General features: G+C 70.9%; 18 protein-coding genes and 1 pseudogene. 12 read left to right on the forward strand and 7 right to left on the reverse strand.

The features are described 5' to 3' along the window. The 6 genes from QA861_RS28650 to QA861_RS28675 are packed head-to-tail and all read left to right on the forward strand — an operon-like array spanning position 1 to position 6,616. Entirely contained in the window at positions 1 to 1,575 is a 1,575-nt protein-coding gene (locus QA861_RS28650) for a FadD3 family acyl-CoA ligase (RefSeq protein ID WP_334591526.1), read from the forward strand. A gap of 4 nt (positions 1,576 to 1,579) precedes the next feature. After that, positions 1,580 to 2,758, forward strand: a complete 1,179-nt coding sequence (locus QA861_RS28655; protein ID WP_334591527.1) for a CaiB/BaiF CoA transferase family protein — start codon at positions 1,580 to 1,582, stop codon at positions 2,756 to 2,758. Beyond that, positions 2,755 to 3,558 carry an enoyl-CoA hydratase/isomerase family protein gene (locus QA861_RS28660; RefSeq protein ID WP_334591528.1) on the forward strand — a complete coding sequence of 268 codons (804 nt, stop codon included), beginning with the start codon at positions 2,755 to 2,757 and terminating at the stop codon, positions 3,556 to 3,558. Before QA861_RS28655 ends, QA861_RS28660 begins: the two co-directional genes overlap by 4 nt. Beyond that, complete coding sequence (locus tag QA861_RS28665) at positions 3,558 to 4,691, forward strand: thiolase family protein (protein ID WP_334591529.1); 1,134 nt, start codon at positions 3,558 to 3,560, stop codon at positions 4,689 to 4,691. The genes QA861_RS28660 and QA861_RS28665 overlap by 1 nt, the downstream gene beginning before the upstream one ends. A gap of 14 nt (positions 4,692 to 4,705) precedes the next feature. Then, the gene (locus QA861_RS28670) at positions 4,706 to 5,854 is read left to right on the forward strand and encodes an acyl-CoA dehydrogenase family protein (protein WP_334591531.1); all 1,149 of its coding nucleotides are present in this window, start codon (positions 4,706 to 4,708) and stop codon (positions 5,852 to 5,854) included. Positions 5,855 to 5,857: 3 nt separating this feature from the next. Further along, positions 5,858 to 6,616: an SDR family NAD(P)-dependent oxidoreductase gene (locus QA861_RS28675; RefSeq protein WP_334591533.1), complete on the forward strand. Its 759-nt coding sequence runs from the start codon at positions 5,858 to 5,860 to the stop codon at positions 6,614 to 6,616. 52 nt (positions 6,617 to 6,668) lie between these two features. Here the strand turns inward: QA861_RS28675 and QA861_RS28680 are convergent, their stop codons facing one another. From QA861_RS28680 to QA861_RS28690, 3 genes are read right to left on the reverse strand one after another with little or no spacing between them, the layout of a single operon-like run. Next, positions 6,669 to 8,651, reverse strand: a complete 1,983-nt coding sequence (locus tag QA861_RS28680; protein ID WP_334591535.1) for a Tat pathway signal sequence domain protein — start codon at positions 8,649 to 8,651, stop codon at positions 6,669 to 6,671. A gap of 47 nt (positions 8,652 to 8,698) precedes the next feature. Continuing rightward, complete coding sequence (locus QA861_RS28685) at positions 8,699 to 10,000, reverse strand: amidohydrolase family protein (protein ID WP_334591537.1); 1,302 nt, start codon at positions 9,998 to 10,000, stop codon at positions 8,699 to 8,701. Next, a complete protein-coding gene (locus tag QA861_RS28690) occupies positions 9,940 to 10,980 on the reverse strand; it encodes a CoA transferase (RefSeq protein ID WP_334591538.1) in 1,041 nt (346 codons plus the stop codon). The genes QA861_RS28685 and QA861_RS28690 overlap by 61 nt, the downstream gene beginning before the upstream one ends. Before the next feature lie 49 nt (positions 10,981 to 11,029). Here QA861_RS28690 and QA861_RS28695 point away from each other — a divergent pair, with 49 nt between their 5' ends. From QA861_RS28695 to QA861_RS28705, 3 genes are all read left to right on the forward strand, one after another. Beyond that, positions 11,030 to 12,028, forward strand: coding sequence for an enoyl-CoA hydratase/isomerase family protein (locus tag QA861_RS28695; protein ID WP_334591541.1), 999 nt, complete (start codon positions 11,030 to 11,032; stop codon positions 12,026 to 12,028). An 87-nt stretch (positions 12,029 to 12,115) separates the two neighbouring features. Then, positions 12,116 to 13,426 carry a cytochrome P450 gene (locus QA861_RS28700; protein WP_334591543.1) on the forward strand — a complete coding sequence of 437 codons (1,311 nt, stop codon included), beginning with the start codon at positions 12,116 to 12,118 and terminating at the stop codon, positions 13,424 to 13,426. Next, positions 13,423 to 13,611, forward strand: coding sequence for a ferredoxin (locus QA861_RS28705; RefSeq protein ID WP_334591545.1), 189 nt, complete (start codon positions 13,423 to 13,425; stop codon positions 13,609 to 13,611). Before QA861_RS28700 ends, QA861_RS28705 begins: the two co-directional genes overlap by 4 nt. A gap of 6 nt (positions 13,612 to 13,617) precedes the next feature. On the opposite strand, the gene QA861_RS28710 is transcribed toward QA861_RS28705, so the two are convergent. Continuing rightward, the gene (locus QA861_RS28710) at positions 13,618 to 13,944 is read right to left on the reverse strand and encodes a DUF1330 domain-containing protein (protein ID WP_334594870.1); all 327 of its coding nucleotides are present in this window, start codon (positions 13,942 to 13,944) and stop codon (positions 13,618 to 13,620) included. Here QA861_RS28710 and QA861_RS28715 point away from each other — a divergent pair. Continuing rightward, positions 13,906 to 14,073: pseudogene (locus tag QA861_RS28715) on the forward strand (transposase); the annotation flags it as partial. The gene QA861_RS28710 and the pseudogene QA861_RS28715 overlap by 39 nt on opposite strands. A gap of 96 nt (positions 14,074 to 14,169) precedes the next feature. Here QA861_RS28715 and QA861_RS28720 read toward each other — a convergent pair. Continuing rightward, entirely contained in the window at positions 14,170 to 15,387 is a 1,218-nt protein-coding gene (locus QA861_RS28720; protein ID WP_334591547.1) for an IS110 family RNA-guided transposase, read from the reverse strand. A gap of 523 nt (positions 15,388 to 15,910) precedes the next feature. Between QA861_RS28720 and QA861_RS28725 the strand changes: the two genes are divergently transcribed. Continuing rightward, positions 15,911 to 16,321: an IS110 family transposase gene (locus tag QA861_RS28725; RefSeq protein WP_334591549.1), complete on the forward strand. Its 411-nt coding sequence runs from the start codon at positions 15,911 to 15,913 to the stop codon at positions 16,319 to 16,321. 33 nt (positions 16,322 to 16,354) lie between these two features. Here QA861_RS28725 and QA861_RS28730 read toward each other — a convergent pair whose 3' ends face one another. Beyond that, a complete protein-coding gene (locus QA861_RS28730) occupies positions 16,355 to 17,563 on the reverse strand; it encodes a glycoside hydrolase family 36 protein (RefSeq protein WP_334594871.1) in 1,209 nt (402 codons plus the stop codon). Then, on the reverse strand, positions 17,457 to 18,446 hold the full coding sequence (locus QA861_RS28735; RefSeq protein ID WP_334591551.1) for a glycoside hydrolase family 36 N-terminal domain-containing protein: 990 nt from the start codon (positions 18,444 to 18,446) through the stop codon (positions 17,457 to 17,459). The genes QA861_RS28730 and QA861_RS28735 overlap by 107 nt, the downstream gene beginning before the upstream one ends. A gap of 636 nt (positions 18,447 to 19,082) precedes the next feature. On the opposite strand from QA861_RS28735, the gene QA861_RS28740 reads away from it, so the two are divergent. After that, on the forward strand, positions 19,083 to 21,089 hold the full coding sequence (locus QA861_RS28740) for a GDSL-type esterase/lipase family protein (RefSeq protein ID WP_334591553.1): 2,007 nt from the start codon (positions 19,083 to 19,085) through the stop codon (positions 21,087 to 21,089). Positions 21,090 to 21,139: the final 50 nt, after the last annotated feature.

Genomic DNA, 21,139 nt, shown 5'->3' on the forward strand with positions numbered 1-21,139 from the left:
ATGCGACACGACCTGGAATTCCAGAGCATTCCGCACGTGGTGAGAGTCTCCGCCCGGCGCTTCGGTGACGCCCCGGCCCTCGTCGACGGCGAACTGCGCCTCACCTTTCGGGAGTTGGAGGGCCGAATGATGCAAGCGGTGCGCTCGGCGCTCGCGCTGGGCATCGGACCGGGCGACCGGGTCGGCCTCTGCGCGCCGAACTCGGCGGAGTGGATCGTGGCCGCCCTCGGCATCCAGGGCGCCGGGGGTGTCGTCGTGCCGCTCAACACCCGTTTCAAGGCGGCGGAGATCTCCTACATCCTGCGCAGGGCCGGCGCGAAGGCCCTGTTCGCCGCCTCCTCCTTCCTCGGCACCGACTACATCGCCGACCTCCGGCGCGCCGACCCCGAACTGCCCGCGCTGCGGACCACGGTGTCGTTGCCGGGCGATACGGACACCCTCTCCTGGCGTCAGTTCCTCGCGCGTGGCGCGGAGTTCACCGAACCAGCCGCCCACGACTCCATCGACCTGCTCACTGCGGACCACATCTCCGACGTCATGTTCACCTCCGGCACCACCGGCCACCCCAAGGGCGTGATCCTCACCCACGGGCAGACCCTGCGGGCCTACGGCTGGATGTCCACGGAGTACACCTTCAACGTCTTGGACAGCTTCCTGGTCATTCCGCCGTTCTTCCACTGCTTCGGCTACAAGGCGGGCTGGCTCGCCTCCCTGATGCACGGTGTGACGGTGATCCCCATGGCCGTCTTCGACGCCGGGCGCGCCCTTCAGATCATCCACGAGGAGCGGGTCAGCATCATCCTCGGGCCGCCGACCATCTTCCACGACCTGCTCAACCACCCGGACCGGTCCCGGTACGACCTGACGTCGCTGCGGGTGTCCATGACGGGTGGCACGACGATTCCGGAGTCGCTGATCCGGGCGATGAAGAAGGACCTGTCCTTCGACATCGTGCTGAGCGCCTACGGTCTCACCGAGTCGACCGCGCTGGTCTCCACGACCCGGATCGGCGACACGGAGGAGACGGTGGCCCGCACCACCGGCCGCGCGATCCCGGACGTCGAGATCCGTATCGCCGACGACGACGGCCAGCAGGTGCCGGCCGGCGGGGAGGGCGAGGTCCTGGTCCGCGGCTACAACGTCACCCGCGGCTACTGGAACGACCCCGAGGCCACCGCCACGACGATCGATCCCGACGGCTGGCTGCACACCGGCGACATCGGCCGCGTCGACGCGGCAGGCAACCTGGCGATCGTCGACCGCAAGAAAGAGATGTACATCGTCGGCGGCTTCAACGCCTACCCGGCGGAGATCGAGAAACTGCTCCTCGGCTACGAACCGATCGGCCAGGTCGCCGTGATCGGCGTCCCGGACGAGCGGCTCGGCGAGGTCGGCTGCGCCTTCGTCGTGCGCGCGCCGGGAACCGACGTCACGGAAGAGGATGTCATCGCATGGGCCAGAGAACACATGGCCAACTTCAAGGCACCCCGCCATGTGCGCTTCGTGGACGTGCTGCCGCGCAACGCCGGCCAGAAGGTCCTCAAGCACGAGCTGCGCGCCAGGTACGGGGGCTGAGGCGGTGACGAACAGCGGCCCCCTGGCGGGGATCACGGTGGTGGCACTGGAGCAGGCCGTGTCGGCGCCCATGTGCACACGTACGCTCGGCGACCTCGGCGCCCGGGTGATCAAGGTGGAGAACCCGGCGGGCGGCGACTTCGCCCGCTACTACGACGACGTGGTCGGCGGGCTCGCGGCGCACTTCGTGTGGGCCAACCGGGGCAAGGAGTCGGTGGCCCTCGACCTGAAATCGGACGACGGGCAGACGGTCCTGCACCGGATACTGGAACGCGCCGACGTTCTGGTCTCCAACCTCTCCCCCGGCTCCACGGCCAAGCTCGGCCTGTCCCCCGCCGACCTGGAGGTACGCCACCCGGACCTGATCGCCGTCGAGATCGACGGCTACGGTCCCGGCGGGCCCCTCTCCCACAAACGGGCCTACGACCTCCTGGTCCAGGCGGAGTCGGGGGCCTGCTCGGTGACGGGCCGTGCCGGCGCTCCGGCGAAACCGGGCCCCCCGGTGGCGGACGTGTGCAGCGGTCTGTACGCGGCGCTGTCGGTGCTGGCGCTGCTGTACGCCAGACGGCCGGGGCAGGTGGCGGTCAGCCTGTTCGACACCATGACCGAGCTGATGGGCTACCCGTTGACGTACACCCGGCACTCCGGGGTCGAACAGCAGCCGCTCGGCATGAGTTCGCCCGCCGTCTCGCCGTACGGCGCCTATCCCACGGCCGACGGGCAGACCGTCGTGCTCGGCACCACCAACGACCGCGAATGGCAGCGGCTGGCACGGGAGTTGCTCGACCGGCCCGACCTTGCGGACGACGAACGGTTCGCCGTCAACGCCGGCCGCGTCGAACACCGTGCGGTCCTGGATGCGGCGATCGGTGCCTGGTGCGCGCGGCACGATCTGGCGGACGTCCAGGGCAGGGCCGACGCGGCCGGGATCGGCAACGCGCGCTACAACACGGTCGAGGACGTCCTCGCGCATCCCCACCTGGCCGCCCGCGACCGCTGGCGGGAGGTGGACACGCCGGCTGGTCCGGTGCGCGCGCTGCTGCCGCCGCCGGTGATCGCCGGATTCGACCCGCCGATGGGCGCGATCCCCGCACTGGGCGAACACACGGACGCCGTACTGGCCGAACTGGGCTATGCGCAGGAGGAGATCACCGCTCTGCGGGAGCGGGGAGCCGTCCGGTGAGCGTGCTGCTGAGGAGCGACACCGACGGCGTGCGGACGCTGACCCTGAACCGGCCGCACCGCAGGAACGCCATCGACGCCGAACTGTGGGAGGCGCTGCGCGCGGCTCTCGCCGAGACGGCCGGGGACCGGTCCGTCCGGGCCCTCGTCCTCGCCGGCGCTGGCGGCGCCTTCTGCTCGGGCGCCGACATCCCCCGGCAGGTCAGCAGCGCACACCCCCTGGACCGGATACGGCCCCTGACCGAGGTGACGCTGCTCCTGCACGAGCTGCCCGTTCCCACGGTCGCCAAGGTGACCGGGGTGGCGGTGGGCGCGGGCTGGAACCTGGCGCTCGGCTGCGATCTGGTGGTCGCCACACCGCAGGCGCGGTTCTCACAGATCTTCGCCCGGCGTGGGCTGTCCCTGGACTGCGGCGGCTCCTGGCTGCTGCCGAGGCTCGTCGGACTGCAGCAGGCCAAACGGCTCGCGCTGCTCGCGGAGACGATCGAGGCCGAGGAGGCGCGGGCGCTGGGGCTCGTCACCTGGGTGACGGCCGAGGACACCGTCGACGCCTTCGTAGACGACCTGACCGCCCGGCTGGTCACGGGCCCTCCGGTGGCCCTCGCCCAGACCAAGGCGCTGCTGCACGAGGGTACGGAGCGGACGTTGCGGGACGCACTGGCGAACGAGGCACGGGCGCAGGCGGTGAACTTCGCGGGCGCCGACGTCCGGGAGGCGTACGCCGCGTTCGCCGACCGACGGGAACCACACTTCACGGGCCGCTGGGCCGTGCCGAGTCGAACGGAGGACGACGACACGTGATGCGAGAAGCGGTGATCGCCGCGGCGGTCCGCACCGCCGTGGCAAAACGGAACGGCGGTCTGGCGGGCAGCCACCCGGCCGACCTGTCCGGCGCGGTGCTGCATGCGCTGGTCGAGCGGGCCGGGGTCGATCCGGAGACCGTCGACGACGTGATCTGGGGCTGTGTCTCCCAGGTCGGCGACCAGTCGAGCAACATCGGCCGCTACGCGGTACTCGCGGCGGGCTGGCCCGAGAGCATCCCCGGGACCACCGTCAACCGGGCCTGCGGATCGAGCCAGCAGGCGCTGGAGTTCGCCGTGCAGGCGGTCCTGTCCGGACAGCAGGACGTGGTCGTCGCGGGTGGCGTCGAGGTCATGAGCCGGGTGCCGCTGGGCTCGGCGAGGGCGGGCGGAATGCCTTACGGCCCCCACGTCCTGTCCCGCTACCAGGACTTCTCCTTCAACCAGGGCGTCTCCGCGGAGATGATCGCCCAGAAGTGGGGTCTCACCCGGGACCGGCTCGACGCGTACGCGGCGCTGTCGCACGAACGGGCCGCCGCCGCGCAGGACAGCGGCGCCTTCGACGAACAGATCGTGCCCGTGACGGGCGTGACCGCCGACGAGGGCCTACGCCGGGACACCAGCGTGGAGACCCTCGCGAGGCTCAGGCCCTCCTTCGTGGAGGGCGGCGTGATCCACGCGGGCAACTCCTCGCAGATCTCCGACGGCGCGGCGGCCGTCCTGGTCACCACCCCCGAGCAGGCAAGGGAGTTGGGGCTGACGCCGATCGTGCGGTTCCGGGCGGGCGCGGTGACCGGCTCCGACCCGGTGCTGATGCTCACCGGTCCGATCCCGGCCACCGGGAAGGTGCTGAGGAAGGCCGGTGTGGCGCTGTCGGACGTCGGCGTCTTCGAGGTGAACGAGGCCTTCGCCTGCGTTCCGCTGGCCTGGCTCGCCGAGACCGGCGCCGACCCCGAGCTGCTCAACCCCCTGGGCGGTGCCATCGCCCTCGGTCATCCGCTCGGCGCCTCCGGAGCCGTCCTGATGACCCGCATGGTCCACCACATGCGCGATAACGGTATCCGTTTCGGCCTGCAGACCATGTGCGAGGGCGGCGGCACCGCGAACGCCACCCTCGTCGAACTCGTCGACTGACCGGGGGGGTTGTCGTGCACCGTGATGTCTTCACCGCCGACCACGAGGCGTTCAGGGAGCTGGTCCGTGACGTCGTGGCCAACGAGGTGGTTCCGCACTACGCCGAGTGGGAGAAGGCCGGACGTGTGCCCCGGTCGTTCTTCGAACGGCTCGGCTCGCTGGGTCTGCTGGGCATGGCCGTCGCGGAGGAGTACGGCGGGGGCGGGCAGCCCGACTACCGCTACAACGTCGTCCTCCAGGAGGAGGCGGCCCGCGCCCTGGTCACCCTCGGCACGGTCCGTACCCAACTCGACGTCGTCCTGCCGTACTTCCTCGCCTACGCCGACGAGGGGCAGCGCGAGCGCTGGTTCCCGGGGCTGGCCGACGGCAGGCTGCTGACCGCGATCGCGATGACTGAGCCCGGCACCGGCTCCGACCTCGCCGGGATCCGTACGACGGCCGTACGCGACGGTGACCACTACGTGGTGAACGGTGCCAAGACGTTCATCACCGGCGGGCTGCTGGCCGACCTGGTGATCGTGGTGGCGCGCACAGCGACCGACCCGGACAACCGGCGGGCGGGGCTCACCCTGCTGGTCGTGGAGGACGGCATGGCGGGCTTCACGCGCGGCCGGGTGCTCGACAAGATGGGCATCAAGGTGCAGGACACCGTGGAGCTTGCCTTCGACGAGGTCCGGGTGCCCGTCGCCAACCGGCTCGGCGAGGAGGGCAGGGCCTTCACGTACATGGGGCACAACCTCTCCCAGGAACGTATGACCGTCGCGGTCGGTTCGGTCGCACAGGCCAGAGCTGCCCTCGACACGGCGATCGCCTACGTCAAGGAACGCCGCGTGTTCGGTTCACCGGTCGCGTCCTTCCAGAACACGAAGTTCGAACTCGCCGCCGTGGCCGCCGAGATCGAGGCCGCGCAGGCCATGCTCGACCGGGCCGTCCTGGAACTGGTCGACGGGCGGCTGTCCGGCGCCGACGCCGCGAAGGTGAAGCTGTTCTGCACCGAGATGCAGGCCCGCGCGGTCGACCGCTGTCTGCAGCTCTTCGGCGGCTACGGGTACATGCTGGAGTACCCGATCGCCCGGCTGTACGCGGACGCCCGCATCACCCGTATCTACGCCGGCACCAGCGAGGTCATGAAGGTCATCATCGCCAAGTCCCTGGGGTTGTGAGACATGGACGACTTCGAGCAGCGCTCCGGCAGCGCCTTCGTCGCGGGCGGCACCGGCGGCATCGGCGCGGCGATCGTGTGGATGCTGGCCGAACGCGGCAGCGACATCACGTTCACCTACCGCGCCAACGAGGACGCGGCCGAGCGTCTCGTCGCCGAGGTGAAGGAGCTCGGCCGCCAGGTCACCGCACTGCGGGTGGACCTGACCGACGAGGCGGCGACGGCAGGGGCCCTGCGTGACTGCGGCCGCGTGCACACCCTGGTCTACGCGGCCGGCCCGCACGTGCCCATGACCCATCTGAGCAAGGTCGCCCCCAGCCAGTATCGCGCCCAGCTGGAGGCCGACGCTGGGGCGTTCTTCACCCTCGTCCACCACGCGCTGCCACTGCTGCGGGAGAGCCGGGGCAACATCGTCGCCGTCACCACGGTCGCCACGCGCCGCTACCCGGTCCGCGACGGGCTGTCCTCGGGCGTCAAAGGGGCCGTCGAAGCGGTCGCCCGCGCCCTGGCCGCCGAGGAGGGACGCTACGGAGTCCGCGTCAACTGCGTCGCCCCCGGCATGCTCACCGACGGCATCGCGGGCCGGCTGATCGACACGGGTGAACTCGACGAGGAGGCCCTCGCCATCACCCGCCGCAACATCCCGCTGCGCCGGTTCGGGCAGGCCCAGGACATCGCGGAAGCGGTCGCTTTCCTGGCCTCCGACCGCGCTGGATTCATCACGGGGCAGGCCCTCGGAGTGGACGGCGGCTACAGCGTCTGAACGGCGTACGGCGGCGCTGCCGCGGAGGCCCGGAGCCTCCGCGGCAGCGCCGTCAGCGTTCCTGGCCCGGGTCGGGAGCGTCCTGGTCGGCGACGACCACGCGGACGCGGGCGATGTTGTCCACGCGGGTGAACACCTCCGACGCGTCGCCTTCACGCTGGGAGCGAACCCGGACGGTCACGAAGTGGACGCCGGGTGAGGAAAACGCGTGACGCCGCTCCACCTGGACCCGCCGGGCGGGTACGACCTCCTCGGTGACCGGGAACGTCCCCTCGCCCTCGATGTCCCACTGGACCGCGACCACCTTTCCCGTGCCGGGCGGGACCTCGGCGACGGCGCACAGGGAGACCGGCTCCCCGGCCCGGACGTCGGCGCGGTCCGTGCCGTCCGCGGTCAGCAGGACCACGGGCTGAACTCCCCGTCGCCCGGCGGCCGACGGCGGCACCTCGACCTGCCCGTCCAGGATGGCGAAGTCGGTCGAGGCGGTCGGGGGCACACCTTGCTCGACCCATCCGCTCAGGTCCCGCAGCGCCTGGTGCAGGACCCCGAGGTAGCTGACGGAGCGGGTCGGGTCCTCCTGCCTCTCCTGGTCACCGTGCAGGGCGTTGTCCACGTACCAGAGGCGGAAGTCCTCGTCGGTGGCGTCCCCGAGGTGTTCCGCGACCGCCGAGCGGTACCAGTCCGCCTGCCAGGGGAACGCCTCCCGGTCCAGCAGACATGCGACGACGATCATCTTCCCGGAGAACGCGCCCGTCTGTACGGCGCCGGCCGCGCCGAGGCTGAAGAGCGGGCCCATCAGCTGAGGGCGCTGGGGCGGTACGGGCTTGCCCGACTCGTCACGGAACCGGTCCCAGACCGCGAACCCCTCGGGCGGGACCTGGTGGCGGTGGTAGGTCTGCGCGGCGAGGAAGTTGCTGTTGTCGATGTCGACGACGTCACCGGGTTCCACCCCCTCCAGCACGGAGGCGTCGTTCTGCTCGTCGAGCACCGCCAGATCGCCGCGGACCTCCCGCAGGATCAGCGACCGCCCCGCGGCCTGCCCGGTGCGTACGGTCAGCTGCGCGCCCAGCGAGTCGCAGGGCGCGGGGGCCGCGAGCCTGAGGGCGACGACGGAGTCCGCACCCCGCCCCCTGAAGGCGTGGTCGACGCCCTGGGCGGACCGTGCCGCGTCCTTCGACGCGACCATGGCGGCGATCTCGCAGCCGTGCCTGAGCCGGTCAGGGTGGATCGAGGACTCGGGGTCGGCGCCGAGATAGCCGGGCAGCGTCCAGAAGTCCTCGAAGTAGGAGGGGTCCACCATGAGCATGCCGCCGTAGAGGGCGGTGAAGGCGTGCATGCCCATCGTGTGGTGGCCGAACCACGAGCGTGGCGGGAAGCCCATGGCCGTCACCTCGGCGAGCGCCGCCCGCTCCTGGGGGTCGAGTCCCTCGTACATGTCGCCGCTGCCACCGGGTTCCACGGCGTCGACGATCGAGTCGAGCCGGTCGCGGAGCACCCGTTGGGCGTGCATGCGCACGCTGAACACGTTCGGCATGGCCATGGGACTGCCGACGACGTACGGCACGCAGCCGTCCCAGACCCCGTCGGTGTTCTCCGCGCCGGCGATGGTCCGGTAGCCGCCGCCGCTGCCGCCGTACGCGTACCCGTAGGTACGGTGGGGCCCGTAGACCTGCTCGGCGACGACGCGTGAGTGGCGGGCCGCCGCCGCGTTGGCGCGGAAGCCCGCGAAGGTGAGATCGCCCGGCGTCGAACCGCCGCCGTTGGTCTCAAGGAAGTACGCGCCGCTGGACACGGCGAAGGAGATCCGGTCCTCCTGCCCGTGGGCGGTCTGTGCCTGGTGCTCGCTGCCGGGGACGGGGGTGATGTGCTGGAAGAAACGCCCCTGATAGGCCTCTTCGGGCGGGAAGTAGATCGAGAACCGGGTGTCGTTGTCGGCGAAACCACCGTGGACGTAACGGTGGCGTACCGGCGTGTCGCGCCATTCGTCCACGTCCACGTACGGCTCTTGGAAGTCCTTGTCGTGCGTCTCGGTCACTGCGTTTCCCTTTTTTCGGCTCCGGCCAACAGATCTCTCCTCCGGGTTCAGTCCGTGATCGGTCGGCCCGCCACGTACGCCGCCCGTACGACGTCGGCGCTCAGCACGTCGAGTGCCGCCCGCAGCGGCACGTGGAGCAGGCACAGGTCGGCGGGCGAGCCGACCGTCGTCCGCCGTGGGCGGTCCGGTCGGTGCGGGTCACCCTGGAAGAGCCGCAGCGCGGCGCCCGGCGGGATGCCCTCCCCGTCTTCGCGGGCGACGGCGGCCCGCATCACGGCCCACGGGTCATGGGTGCCGTACGGTGCGTCCGTTCCGGCGGCGACCGGGACCCCGGCGGCACTCAGGCTGCGGCAGCGGTAGAGGTGCGGCCGGTCGTCCGGGTGCACCTCGGTGGCGTACGCCCGGCCGCGCTCGACCGGGAAGTGCGGCTGGGTCACCACGACGACCCCGAGCCGGCGCAGCCGTGGGAGGGCCTCCGCCGGGATCACGGATCCGTGCTCGATCCGGTCGCCTTCGAGGGGGCCCGCGTCCTCCAGGGCGAGGAGGGTCACGAGGAGTTGCACGCGGGTGACGCAGTGCACGGCGACGGGCCGGGGCCGAAGGCGGGACACCATGGCGGCCAACTCGGCGGGGGTGGGCAGGGCCAGGTCGTCGAGCAGCAGCTTCACCGGCGGGTCGACACCCATGACGACGAGCCGCTGGGGCAGGACGGACAGCGTCCGGGCGAGGCCGTCGGCGGGCCGCGGGTCGGCGTTGCTGAACCCGATCACGCCGAGGCGCGCGGCCCGCCGTCCGACACCGGCCAGGTCGAGCCGTACGGACGGCAGGAGGGGACGAAGACGTTCGTCCTCCCGCCACAGGCGTCCGTCGGCGCTCTCCAGCCCGGCCGCCCGCAGCGCGGCGCTGTTCAGGAACCACATGGCGCCGCTGCGGTGTTGCACCCGCACCGGCCGGTCGGGCGCGAGGGCGTCCAGACTGCGGCGGTCCAGCCTCCCGGCGACGCTCTCGTGGTAGCCGACGGCCCGTACCCACTCCCCCGGCGCACCACCCCGCAGCACTGTCGCGAGCGCGTCCGGGCCGCTCACCTCCTCGGGTCCGACCCGCACCGAAGCGGCTTCGGCCGCCAGCGCCATGAGGTGGATGTGATGGTCGTGCAGTCCTGGCAGCAGCGCCCCGCCGCGTCCGTCGACGTCGGCAGCCCCCGGCAGGCGGGGCCCGATCGCGGCGATCCGGCCGTGTTCGACACGGACGTCCACCCGGCCTCGCCCCTCGACCTCCACGTCCCTGATCAGCACGTCGTCCCCGTGGCCTCGGCCTGTGCGGCGGCGCAGGCCGCCATGGACACGCACAGCAGCTCTCCGCCGCCCCGCTCCAGTGAGCGGGCTACGGCGTGGGCGGCGTAGAGGCCGGTGACGGGGTCGGCGAGCGCGTCGCCGAGGAAGACAGGGTCACCGTGCCCGTCCAGGCCGGTCAGGGCGCCCGCGACGGCTGCGTCGTCGCCGAAGGCGATCCGGTCGTCGTCGCGGCCGTACCCGGTGATGCTCACCCACACCCGGCCGGGGCGGGCGGCGAGGAACTCCTCCGCGCGTACCCCGAGCCGCCTGAGGGCCCGCGGCCTGGACGCCTCGACGACCAAGTCGGCGTCCGCGATGGCCTCGGCGAGTGCGCCGGAGGCGAAGTCCAGGACCAGGCTCCGGTGCCCTTCGTGCAGTCGGCGGTAGAAGTCCGGGGGGCCGAAGCGGGCCCCGTCGGGCCGGGTGTCGCTCTCCACCTTCACCACCCGGGCGCCGGCCAGCCCCAGCAGTCGGGCGCACAGGGGGCCCGCCCAGAGCGCGGACAGGTCGACGACGTTCAGACCGGCGAGGCCCGCGACGGCGCGCGGACCGGGCTGTCCGTGCCGTTCGGCGCGCACCGGGGCGCGGCCACCGCGCCCCGGTCCGAGGGCCGATCCCCGGGCGGCCGAGGCGATGCCCAACAGCTGCGCCGCGCCGCAGAGTTCGGCGGTGGGGGCCCGGCGTGCAGCCGTCCGCAACCCGGCCTGCGGTGCGCCGAGGAGCCCGAGGAGGGCGGGGAGGGCGGCGTGGTCGTCGGGGCGGGCCAGATTGAGCGCGGCCCAGCCGTCGGCGGTGGCGAGGAGATGGCAGGAGCTGCCTGCCGAGGTCCTGCCGGGAGGCGGGTAGCCGGCCAGTTCGGCTCGCTGGAACAGCGTGCCGGTCAGATCGACGGTGACTCCGGTGCGGGCGGTGAAGTCGTCCACGACGGCGGTCAGCGGCCCAAGTCTGCCGTCGACCGTGGCCGCCCAACGAGCGAGAGTGGCATTCTTCATCATGTGAACACCCTTCTCGCCATACGTGAGGCAAGATTACACTCCAGGCGTCATGGAGCCACCCTTCCTGCTGGTCGACCTTGACCGCACCCCACCGCCCACCGCACCTCCCCCACCGGGAGCGCCGTGCGTGCGCATCGGCTTGGCAGCCGAACCCGGGGACAGCGCCGGGGAGTTCGACGTGCTGCTCACCGCCGCATCCGCGCCGCCCCGCCCATGGGTCGGGTGCGCCGACCCGTACGCCACCGCCGAGCGACTGCGGGACATCGTCGCCGACCGGCCCGACTCCTGCCTCGCCCTGGTCCAGGTACTGCGCATGAGCCCGGCCCTCCCGCCGCCCGACCGGCTGGTCCTGGAATCCCTCGCCTACTCGACGCTTCAGGCCGGGGCAAAGTTCCAGACGTGGCTCGCCGCGAAGCACGCCTACGCCGCCCGGCCGGCCGCCGAGCCCGTCCGGCTCGACCGGAACGGCGGCCGTCTGGCCCTCACACTGAATCGCCCCTCGGTGCGCAACGCCTTCGACGCGGCCACCCGCGACGCCCTGTGCGAGGCTCTCGAGGTCGCGGTCCTCGACCCCACGATCACCCGCGTCGACCTGTACGGCTGCGGACCCGCCTTCTGCAGTGGCGGTGATCTCGCCGAGTTCGGCACCGCACGCGATTACGCGCGAGCCCACCAGGTACGCGTGCACCGCAGCCCCGCCGCGCTGCTCCAGCGGTGCGCGGCCAAGGTGACCGCCCATCTGCACGGCGCCTGCGTGGGCGCGGGCATCGAACTGGCCGCCTTCGCGGGCCGGGTGACGGCCGCGTCCGACACCCTGGTCCGGCTGCCCGAGATCGGCATGGGACTGATCCCCGGCGCGGGCGGCACGGCGAGCCTCCCGGCCCGTATCGGCCGGGAAAGGACCGCCTATCTGGCACTGACCGGCGCCCCGTTGAGCGCACACGAGGCCCATGACTGGGGACTGGTCGACGAGATCGACACCCGTTTCCGCCGGATCGACGCAGGATCCCGGCATGAGGACGCCCCCTGGATCACCGTAGGCGACTAGTAATCCCCAGAAGAGAGAATTAGGTTCTCTCATACGAGAACACTCTCACCCCTCGGTGCCCCGGCGCACCACGAAGGAGGTCGGCCAGTGGCGCACGACGAGCCGTCCCAGGACATCGACGCGATCGACTTCTTCCGGCACGACACCACGGTGGAGGACCCACACCCCTACCTCGATGCCATGCGCGCACGCTGCCCCGTCGCCCGCGAACCCCACCACAACGTGATGATGGTGACCGGCTACGACGAGGCCGTCCAGGTGGCCCAGGACGCCGAGACCTTCTCCTCGTGTCTGTCGGTGACCGGCCCCTTCCCCGGCTTCCCGGTCCCGCTCGAAGGAGACGACGTCAGCGAACTCATCGAGCGGCACCGCGACGAGCTGCCGATGAGCGACCAGTTGCCGACCCTCGACCCGCCCGTGCACACCGCACACCGCGGGCTGCTGATGCGGCTGATCACACCGAAGCGGCTCAAGGAGAACGAGGCGGCCGTCCGCGAGATCGCCGACCGCATGCTGGACACGTTCCTCGTGCGAACGGAGGGCGAGTTCATCAGCGAGTTCGCCGGCTCCTTCACACTTCTCGTCATCGCCGACCTGCTCGGCGTGCCCGAGGAGGACCGCGAGGAGTTCCTCGACCGGCTCCAGCGCCGACCGCAGGCGGGGGGCGGCATCGGCAGTACCGGCGAGGACACCCTCGCCCACTCGCCGCTGGAGTTCCTGTACGCCAGGTTCACGGACTACATCGAGGACCGGCGCCGCGAACCGCGTGACGACGTCCTGACCGGCCTCGCGAACGCCACGTTCCCCGACGGCTCCCTGCCCGGGGTCGTCGACGCGGTCCGGGTGGCCGCCAACCTGTTCTCGGCCGGGCAGGAGACCACCGTCCGGCTGCTCAGTTCCGCGCTCAAGGTGATCGCCGAACACCCGGACATCCAGCAGCTGTTGCGCGCGGAACCCGACCGCATCCCCAACTTCGTCGAGGAAACGCTGCGGATGGAGAGCCCGATCAAGGGCGACTTCCGGCTCGCCCGCGTTTCGACGACGGTCGGCGGCGTCGACGTCCCGGCCGGCACCACGCTGATGGTGGTCAACGGGGCGGCCAACCGCGACCCCCGGCACTTCGAGGATCCGGGGACCTTCGACCCCGCTCGTGCGAACGCCCGCCACCACATCTCCTTCGGCCGCGGCGTCCACACCTGCCCGGGCGCGCCGCTGGCCCGTGCCGAGGCGCGGGTGGGCATCGAGCGCCTGCTCGCCCGGACGACGGACATCAGGATCTCGGAACGCGTGCACGGCCCCGCGGACGCGCGCCGCTACCGGTACCTGCCGACCTACATCCTGCGTGGACTGACCCATCTCCAACTGGAGTTCACGCCCGCCGAGGAGGTCACGCCGTGAAAGTCACCGTCGACGAGGACCGCTGCCGTGGGCACGGAGTCTGCTGCGCCGTGAGCCCCGAGGTGTTCGACCTGAGCGACGACGGTTACGCCGTGGCCGAACAGCCCGACGTACCGCGGCAGTTCGAGCAGTCGGCACGCACCGCGGCGATGAGCTGCCCGGAACGCGCCATCACACTCGACTGATACGGCTCAGGCCGGTCGTGGCGGCAGCTCGAACCCGGCCACCAGGACGGCGTTGGTCTCCGCCGCGGCCTGCCGCAACGGTTTCGCCTTCGCGTACTCAGCCGACTCGTACCAGGCGCGGGCCGCCTCGACCGACTCGAACTCGAGGACGACCGTCCGGTCGCCGTGCCACTCGCCCTCCAGAACCTCGGGCCCCTCGTGCACGGCCAGGACCGAGGCGTGCGGAGCCTCCCCTGAGTGGTGGACACGCTGATACTGGATCTGCTTGATCCGGAGGAAGCGAGAAGACCGCCGATGGCGATGAAGGACTACCCGGACGAGTTCAAGGCCGATGCCGTGGCCCTGTACGAGTCCACACCCGGGGCGACCTACATCGGCATTGCCGCTGACCTGGGTGTCAACCGGGCGACCCTGCGCGAGTGGGTGCTGCGGGACCGCGAACGCCGCGGCGTCACCGCCGCGGTTGCGAAGCCGGGCGCCCAGCCTCGGGGGGGGTGCCTCTATGTCTTTCGTCAAGGCGCCCGTGTCGGGTTTGGGGTGGTTCAGGGTTGCCGGGGGTTATGCGGCGAGCTCGATGTCCGTCGGTGTCCGGGATTCGTAGAAGGTGCCGTCGCGGAGCATGGCGAACAGGACGCTGATGCGTTGGCGGGCGAGGCGGAGGAGGGCTTGGGTGTGGGTCTTGCCGCGGGCGCGTTGCTTGTCGTAGTAGGCGCGGGAGGCGGGGTCGGCGTTCATGCAGGCGAAGGCGGAGAGGAACATGGCGCGTTTGAGTTGCCGGTTGCCGCCTCGGGGTGCGTGTTCGCCGTGGGTCGAGGTCCCGGACTGTCTGGTGGTGGGGGCGAGTCCGGCGTAGGAGGCCAGGTGGGCGGCGGTGGGGAAGCTGGTGCCGTCGCCGACGGTGGTCAGCAGGACAGCGGCGGTCCTGACGCCGACGCCGGGCATCGAGGTCAGGACCTGGGAAAGAGGGTGGGCCTCCAGCAGGGCGTTGATCTGGGCTTCCATCGCCCTGCGCTGGGTGTGCACGGCGGTCAGGGAAGCGGCCAGGGAGGGGACGACGATGTCCAGGGTGGCGGTGCCCGGGACGACGACGGTCTGCTCGTCGAGCGCGTCGAAGACCTCGTCGATCAGCCGCTGGGCCATGCGCGGGGCCTTCGGGTGGATCAGTTCCACGAGTCTGCGGCGGCCGGCCTTGCGCAGGGCGGCCGGGGAGCCGTAGCGCTCCAGGAGCCAGGTGACGGCCTGGTGGTCCAGACGCGGTCCCAGGACGCGTTCCAGGGAGGGGTGGAACTGGGTGAGCAGGCCGCGTATGCGGTTGCTGGTGCGGGTGGCTTCGGCGGCGAGGTCCTGGTCGAAGCCGGTCAGCACGGTCAGCTCGGCGGTGATCTCGTCGGTCAGTTCCAGGGAGCGCAGGGTGTGCGGCATCGTCCGCGCGGCGTCGGCGATGACGGCCGCGTCCTTGGCGTCGGTCTTGGCCTCGCCGGGGTAGAGGTCGGCGATCCGGCGCATGGCCAGGCCGGGCAGGTAGGCCACTTGGCAGCCGGCGTCGCGGGCGACGGTCAGCGGCAGGGCGCCGATGGAGGCGGGCTGGTCCACGATGACCAGGACGGTGCCGAACTTGGCGGTCAGCTTGTCGAAGACGGCCCGCAGTTTCGGTTCGCTGTTGGGCAGCGGCTTGTCGAAGACCTTCTTCCCGGGCGGGGTGAGGCCGTGGCCGTGGTGGGTCGTCTTGCCGACGTCCAGGCCGAGGAACACGCCCACGTCTTCGATCTCGAACATCGTGCCCTTTCAGGGGTGTTGACGGTGCCGGCCTCGGCTCGGGTGTCGTGCTCGCGCATCCACGTTATGCAGACCTGCCGCCCAAGGGCTGTCCGGCATTGCGCCGGACCGGACGGTGGCCGGACCTCTGATCAGCGTCTCCGACGAACACCCCCGGGCCCGGTGACACCGCCCCCCAGGTCATTTTTTCGACAGGGGGACACAGTCATGTCGGGCCCGGAGGCCAGCGGCCCCATTGCGGAACCGCGGAAAACATCACTGTGAGAGTTCTTCTGCGGCCCGGGAGGGGTTGCTGTCAGGCTCGGCGCCGATGATCCGGCATGACTCGAAACATAACTGGCGCCCCGTCAGGGACTGCCATTCCCCCGAGATGTCTGCCGGACATCGGCGTCGAGACTGGCCCACCCCTTGGCTTGATCAGCAGCTTGTCCGCCTTCCGGCGTGACTCATCACAGTTCCGCCACGCGGTGACTCCATCCAGGCCGACACCGTCACGATCGTCCACCCGGAGGAGAACAACCACATGACCTTGCTCGCAGAACACGTCGAGGGCGTCATCGGCGTCGATACCCACCGAGACACCCTCGCGGCGGCGGCCGTCAGCCCCATCGGCGCCGTCCTGGCCAGCACCGACTCCCCGGCCAACGCCCGAGGTTACCGGCGCTTGCTGGACTTCGCCCGTGAGCATGCCCCAGGACGCCGCTGCTGGGCTCTGGAAGGCATCGGTAGCTACGGCGCCGGACTCGCGTCTTTCCTCAGCCAGGCTGGCGAGCACGTCGTCGAGGTCTGCCGCCCGAAACGAGCGGCCAACCGCGGAGGCCGCAAGACCGACATGCTCGGGGGCCGCCTTCCCAGCCAGGGCCCCGAGCCACTGGTCACCCATCGGTCATTCGTCGAAGTTCAGAACAGCAGCAGGGGGAGCTGCCCGTGGTGACGTACCAGGGCACCCCATGGGCCGACCGGCCGGTTACGTGAAGGCGATCAGCATGGCCTGGCGCTCGGCGGGCAGGACCGCCAGAAGTGTGCGCCCGCCGTCGTCCCAGTCGAGGGTGGGCTCCGGGCCCGCCGCGAACAGCACTCTGGGTCTGTGACCTTCGGGGATCCACGGTATCGGGACCGACATCACGGCCGGTGCACTGTCGCGGCGCCACAGGGCGAGCAGCGTCGTGCCGTCAGTGGCCGTGACAGCAAGCGCGAGCCACCGCGCGAGCCAGCCATCACGCCAGCCGGGCAGGCCCAGCGGCCAGCGGGAGCGAGCGGTCGGCAGCAAGTGACGATAGGTCTTGTAGGTGTCCAACGCCCGCTGTACGACGGCCAGCTGACTTGATGTCAGAAGATCCGGGCGGCCGCTCAGGTGAACCCGGCCGAGGAGCGCCGACACCATCGTCATGCCGAGCTCGGCCTCGCCGTGCTCCGGCAGCGGGTGCACACAGATGGCCGCCTGCTCCGGGGTGACAGCGTTGGGCGCGGCGGCGGCGATGGCGGGCAGCAGCCGGAAGTCCTGCTGGTCGGTGACGGAGTGGATCGGCAGGCGGGAGAGGATCGCATGGTCGGTACGGCTGCCGCCGGCCGCGCAGCTCTCCAGGACCAGGGTGGGGTGCCGGGCGAGGACGGCGTCGAGCCAGTCGAGGTAGGCGCGGTTGTGGCCGAGCAGGCCGTCGCCTGGACTGTCGGTGCCGTCCGGGCCATCGGTGCCCGGGCCGATGTCGATGTTGTAGTCGAGTTTGAGGTAGCCCACGCCGTAGTCGCCCACCAGCCGGTCGACGACCGTGTCGAGGTGAGTGCGGGCGGCCGGGTGCCGCAGGTCCAGCTGGTGACGGCCCCACTCCGCCAGGCGCACGCCGTCGCGGCGGAAGAACGCCGCGTCAGGGAGTGCCGCGGCAACCGGGCTGCGGACCCCTACAACCTCTGGTTCCAGCCACAGTCCTGGGACCATGCCGGCCCCGCGGATGCGTTCCAGCACCTCGGTCAGGTCGCCGGGAAAGCGCGGCTTTGCCTCCTTCCACTCCCCCAGCGTGTCCCACCAGCCCGGTGCTCCGCCGGGGCCCCTTGCCCCGGGTGGCTCGGCGTCATACCAGCCGGCGCCGATGCAGAAGTACTCCGCGCCGACGGCCGCCGCCGCTTCGACCAGTGGCAGCAGTGCCGCGGTGCTGGGCTCGCCCGTCAGGCTGTTGATGAAGGCATTGAAGACAATGGGGGAGTCGGTCGTGATCGGGATGAGCGCGACGGGTCGCCCGGCGGTGATCGGTCAGCGCTGCCAGCGCGGCCTCGAAGCCGCGTTCGGGGACGACGGCGATGGCGGCCGGAACCGTGCAAAACGCCTGACCGGGGCCGAGTCGGCGCCGCCACTGGTGTTCGCGGTCGGTCGGACCGGACAGCGCCAGGTACACGTCGCCGAACCGGTCGGCGAGCTCGGCATGCCAGGAGCCGTTGTGTTCGATCTGCCACAGCAACGCACGGCCGGTCACCGGCTCCTCCAGGCAACCCATCGGCAGGTACTCGGAGGAGGACCAGGAGCCGGTACTGGTCACGGCGATCCTGTACTTCGACCCGTTCTGCCCGTACGCCACCCTGCCGACGTCGTACAGACCGCGCTCGGCGAGGGTGGTCCGCGTCCAGCGGAACTCTCCGCTCCACGGGTTGGCCGCCAGCCACAGGGACAGGCCGTCCTCCCAGGATGCTCCGTCGGGCAAGTGAGAGGCCAGATTGGACAGGGCGGAGGAGGAGACGTACTCCAGCGTGAACGGGTGGTCGCCGCGGTTCTCGACATGCGCTTCGGCGCGCAGTACGGGGATGTCGTCCCGCAGGGAGTAGACCGCCGTGACATGGAGTCCGGTGGCCTCATCGGCCATAGCTACGCGCAGAGTCCGTACGTCCGCGCCGTCGTGCTGGACACACTCCTCCTGGTGGCCCGTGCAGCGCAACAGGGAGATTGGCTCGTCCAGGTCCTCCCGCCCGCCGCTCAGTCGCCAGCGGCGCCACAGCGCGCCCCCGGTGTTGGCAGCGATCCGGCCGCGTTCCGGCGCCGGCGCGGGGCAGCAGGTCCAGGGCCTCGGCATGGGCGGCGAGACCCGTGTCGAGGTCGTCCGGGTTGGCGTCGCGTTCGTAGCGGTCCATGAGGGCGTTGCCGAGGTTGTCGAGGAACACCGACCGGTCGGGGGTCGTGCGGCCGGCCAGGGTGACCGCCGTGTTCACTGCCGAGGATGAAGAGGAAACGGCGGAACAAAGGGGTCTCCTTGGGGGTGCGTGGGCGACTGCCAGCGTGAGCAGTCGTGCCAGGCGGTGTATTGGTCTGCCGTGTCCCAGCGGTGCCGGTCGGACCGACGTCACGTGACATAGTTCCCGCTGCGGCGGACGGTGCGGATCATCAGCTCTGGAGGAGTGCGGCGGCCAGTTTGAGTACGATCGGTAGCCGCTCCACCAGGCCTTCGCTGCGGCACGGCATCCACTGTGCTTCACGCTGCGCGATACAACGAGTAGACAGTTTTGGGACGACTTTGATACGTACCACTGCTGTTGGTACGTCTGGCAGTAGCAAACAGGACTGACACCCTCCACCGCCGAGAACTCAGCCGAACGCCAGCTACAGCGGTGAATTTCCTGCCTCACGCGAACCCTTGACGCTGAACCGTTTCATTGCTTCTCTCGAAAGGCTGCTTCTGGGAGCGCTCCCACCCCAGCCGAAAGGGACCCCTGTGCAGACCCCCCACGCCACCCCCCATGTCACCTCCTTACGCCACCTCGCCCGTACCCTCGCTGCGCTCGTCACGGCCGTTCTCGTCGCCTGCCTGCTGTGCTGGACGGGGAGCTCCCCCGCCCAGGCCGCGCCGGGTGACGGCTCGGTCTCCGACCCCAACATCGTCTACGTCGGGCGCTGGGGCACCAGCGCCGGCACGGCGGCGGTGCCCTCCTGGACCGGTGCCTACCTGCAGACGGCCTTCACCGGCACCACGGTGAAGGTCAAGGCGAGAGACGCGGTCAACCTGTACGCCAGCATCGACGGCGGCCCCGACGTCTTCCACCCCGGCGTGCGCGGCACGGTGAACCTCACGCCCCGGCCGTTGTCCGCCGGCACCCACACCCTGCGCATTTCGTACCGCTCCGGCGACACTGTCTTCCAGGGCCTGGTGCTGGACCCCGGTGCGCGCACGGTCGCGCCGAACGCCCCGTCGCGGCTCGTCGAGTTCGTCGGCGACTCCATCACCGCCGGTGCGCTCACGGACCGGCTCGCACTGGACTCGTACGCCTGGAAGACCGGCGAGCAACTCGGGGCGCGCCACACCCAGATCGCCCGATCCGGCTACTGCCTCGTCGCCCAGTCCGGATGCACGGGCCTGAGCACGCAGTTCTTCAGGACGGCGAGCACGGGCGGCCAGAACTGGGACTTCTCCCGCTACCGGGCGGACGCCGTCGTCATCAACCTGGGTACCAACGACATCGGCCACGGAGTGACCGGTGCCTCCTTCCAGTCGGCGTACACCAAGTTCCTCTCCGACCTGCGCGCCACCTACCCGAACTCGCAACTCTTCGCGGTGCAGACGCTCAAGAAGCGCTACGTCAACGAGACCAGGGCGGCCGTCACCGCCCGCACCAACGCCGGTGACAGCAGGGTGCACTACGTCGACACCACGGGCTGGCTGAACGACGGCACCGACTACGAGGATGGCAACGGGCATCCCAACGAGGCCGGCCACACCAAGTTCGCGAACCGCCTCGCCCCCGTCATCGCCGCCCGACTCGGCAGCCCCACATCCACCCTGGCGGCCGCTCCCGGCCAACCCGGCGACCCCAACATCAAGTTCGTGGGCCGCTGGGACACCAGGACTTCCACCGCCTACACCCCGTACTGGGCGGGCGCCTACTACAGGGTCGGCTTCACCGGCCGGACCGTCCAGCTCAAGCAGCGCGGGACGATCGACTTCTGGGCGAGGATCGACAACGGCCCTGTGAAGTTCTACGACGACGTCAAGGGGACCGTGAACCTGACCCCCTCCCCGCTGTCCGTCGGCAACCACACCCTCCAGGTCAACTACCAGGTGGTCGCCGGTTCCTACCGGGGTGACGCCGTCTTTCAGGGACTGGTCCTCGACAGTGGCGCCACCACGTTCGCACCGCCGGCGCCCGGCAAGCTGATCGAGTTCGTCGGCGACTCGATCACGGTGGGGACTACGTCGTCGCAGAACGCCCGCACCGCGTACGGGTGGCTGATCGGGGAACGGCTCGGCACCGAACACACCCAGATCGCCCAAGGCGGCGCCTGTCTGGTCGCCGCGGCGGACGGATGCGTCGGCCTGGAGCGGCAGTTCACCAAGCTCAACCCGAACGCGGCCGCCCCCGACTGGGACTTCTCCCGCTACCAGGCGAACGCGGTCGTCATCAACCTCGGCACCAACGACGTGGGCCACGCAGTCAGCTCCGCGCAGTTCCAGACGGCGTACACCAGCCTGTTGCGCAAGGTCCGCGCCGCGTACCCACAGGCGTGGATCTTCGCATTGGAGACCTTCCGCGGCCGGTACGTCCCGCAGACCCAGTCGGCGGTCAAGGCAGCCGTCGACGGTGGCGACTCCCGGGTCTCCTTCGTCGACACCACCGGCTGGCTGGGTTCGGGCGACCTGACGGACTCGGTCCACCCCAACGACCAGGGGCACCGCGTCATCGCGGACCGGCTGGCACCGGTCATCGCGGCGCGGATCGGTATGTGAAGGAGGGCCGGGGCCGCCGGACCGCGACGCGCAGGCGGGTGCCTCCGCTG

Origin of the sequence: Streptomyces sp. B21-083 (genome assembly GCF_036898825.1) — a bacterium.
GTDB lineage: Bacteria > Actinomycetota > Actinomycetes > Streptomycetales > Streptomycetaceae > Streptomyces.

Coding starts and splice junctions, on each gene's coding strand:
- QA861_RS28650 (WP_334591526.1), top strand. CDS start 1: ATGCGACACGACCTGGAATTCCAGAGCATTCCGCACGTGGTGAGAGTC.
- QA861_RS28665 (WP_334591529.1), top strand. CDS start 3,558: ATGCGAGAAGCGGTGATCGCCGCGGCGGTCCGCACCGCCGTGGCAAAA.
- QA861_RS28720 (WP_334591547.1), bottom strand. CDS start 15,387: ATGTTCGAGATCGAAGACGTGGGCGTGTTCCTCGGCCTGGACGTCGGC.
- QA861_RS28675 (WP_334591533.1), top strand. CDS start 5,858: ATGGACGACTTCGAGCAGCGCTCCGGCAGCGCCTTCGTCGCGGGCGGC.
- QA861_RS28725 (WP_334591549.1), top strand. CDS start 15,911: ATGACCTTGCTCGCAGAACACGTCGAGGGCGTCATCGGCGTCGATACC.
- QA861_RS28695 (WP_334591541.1), top strand. CDS start 11,030: ATGGAGCCACCCTTCCTGCTGGTCGACCTTGACCGCACCCCACCGCCC.
- QA861_RS28735 (WP_334591551.1), bottom strand. CDS start 18,446: ATGCCGAGGCCCTGGACCTGCTGCCCCGCGCCGGCGCCGGAACGCGGC.
- QA861_RS28690 (WP_334591538.1), bottom strand. CDS start 10,980: ATGATGAAGAATGCCACTCTCGCTCGTTGGGCGGCCACGGTCGACGGC.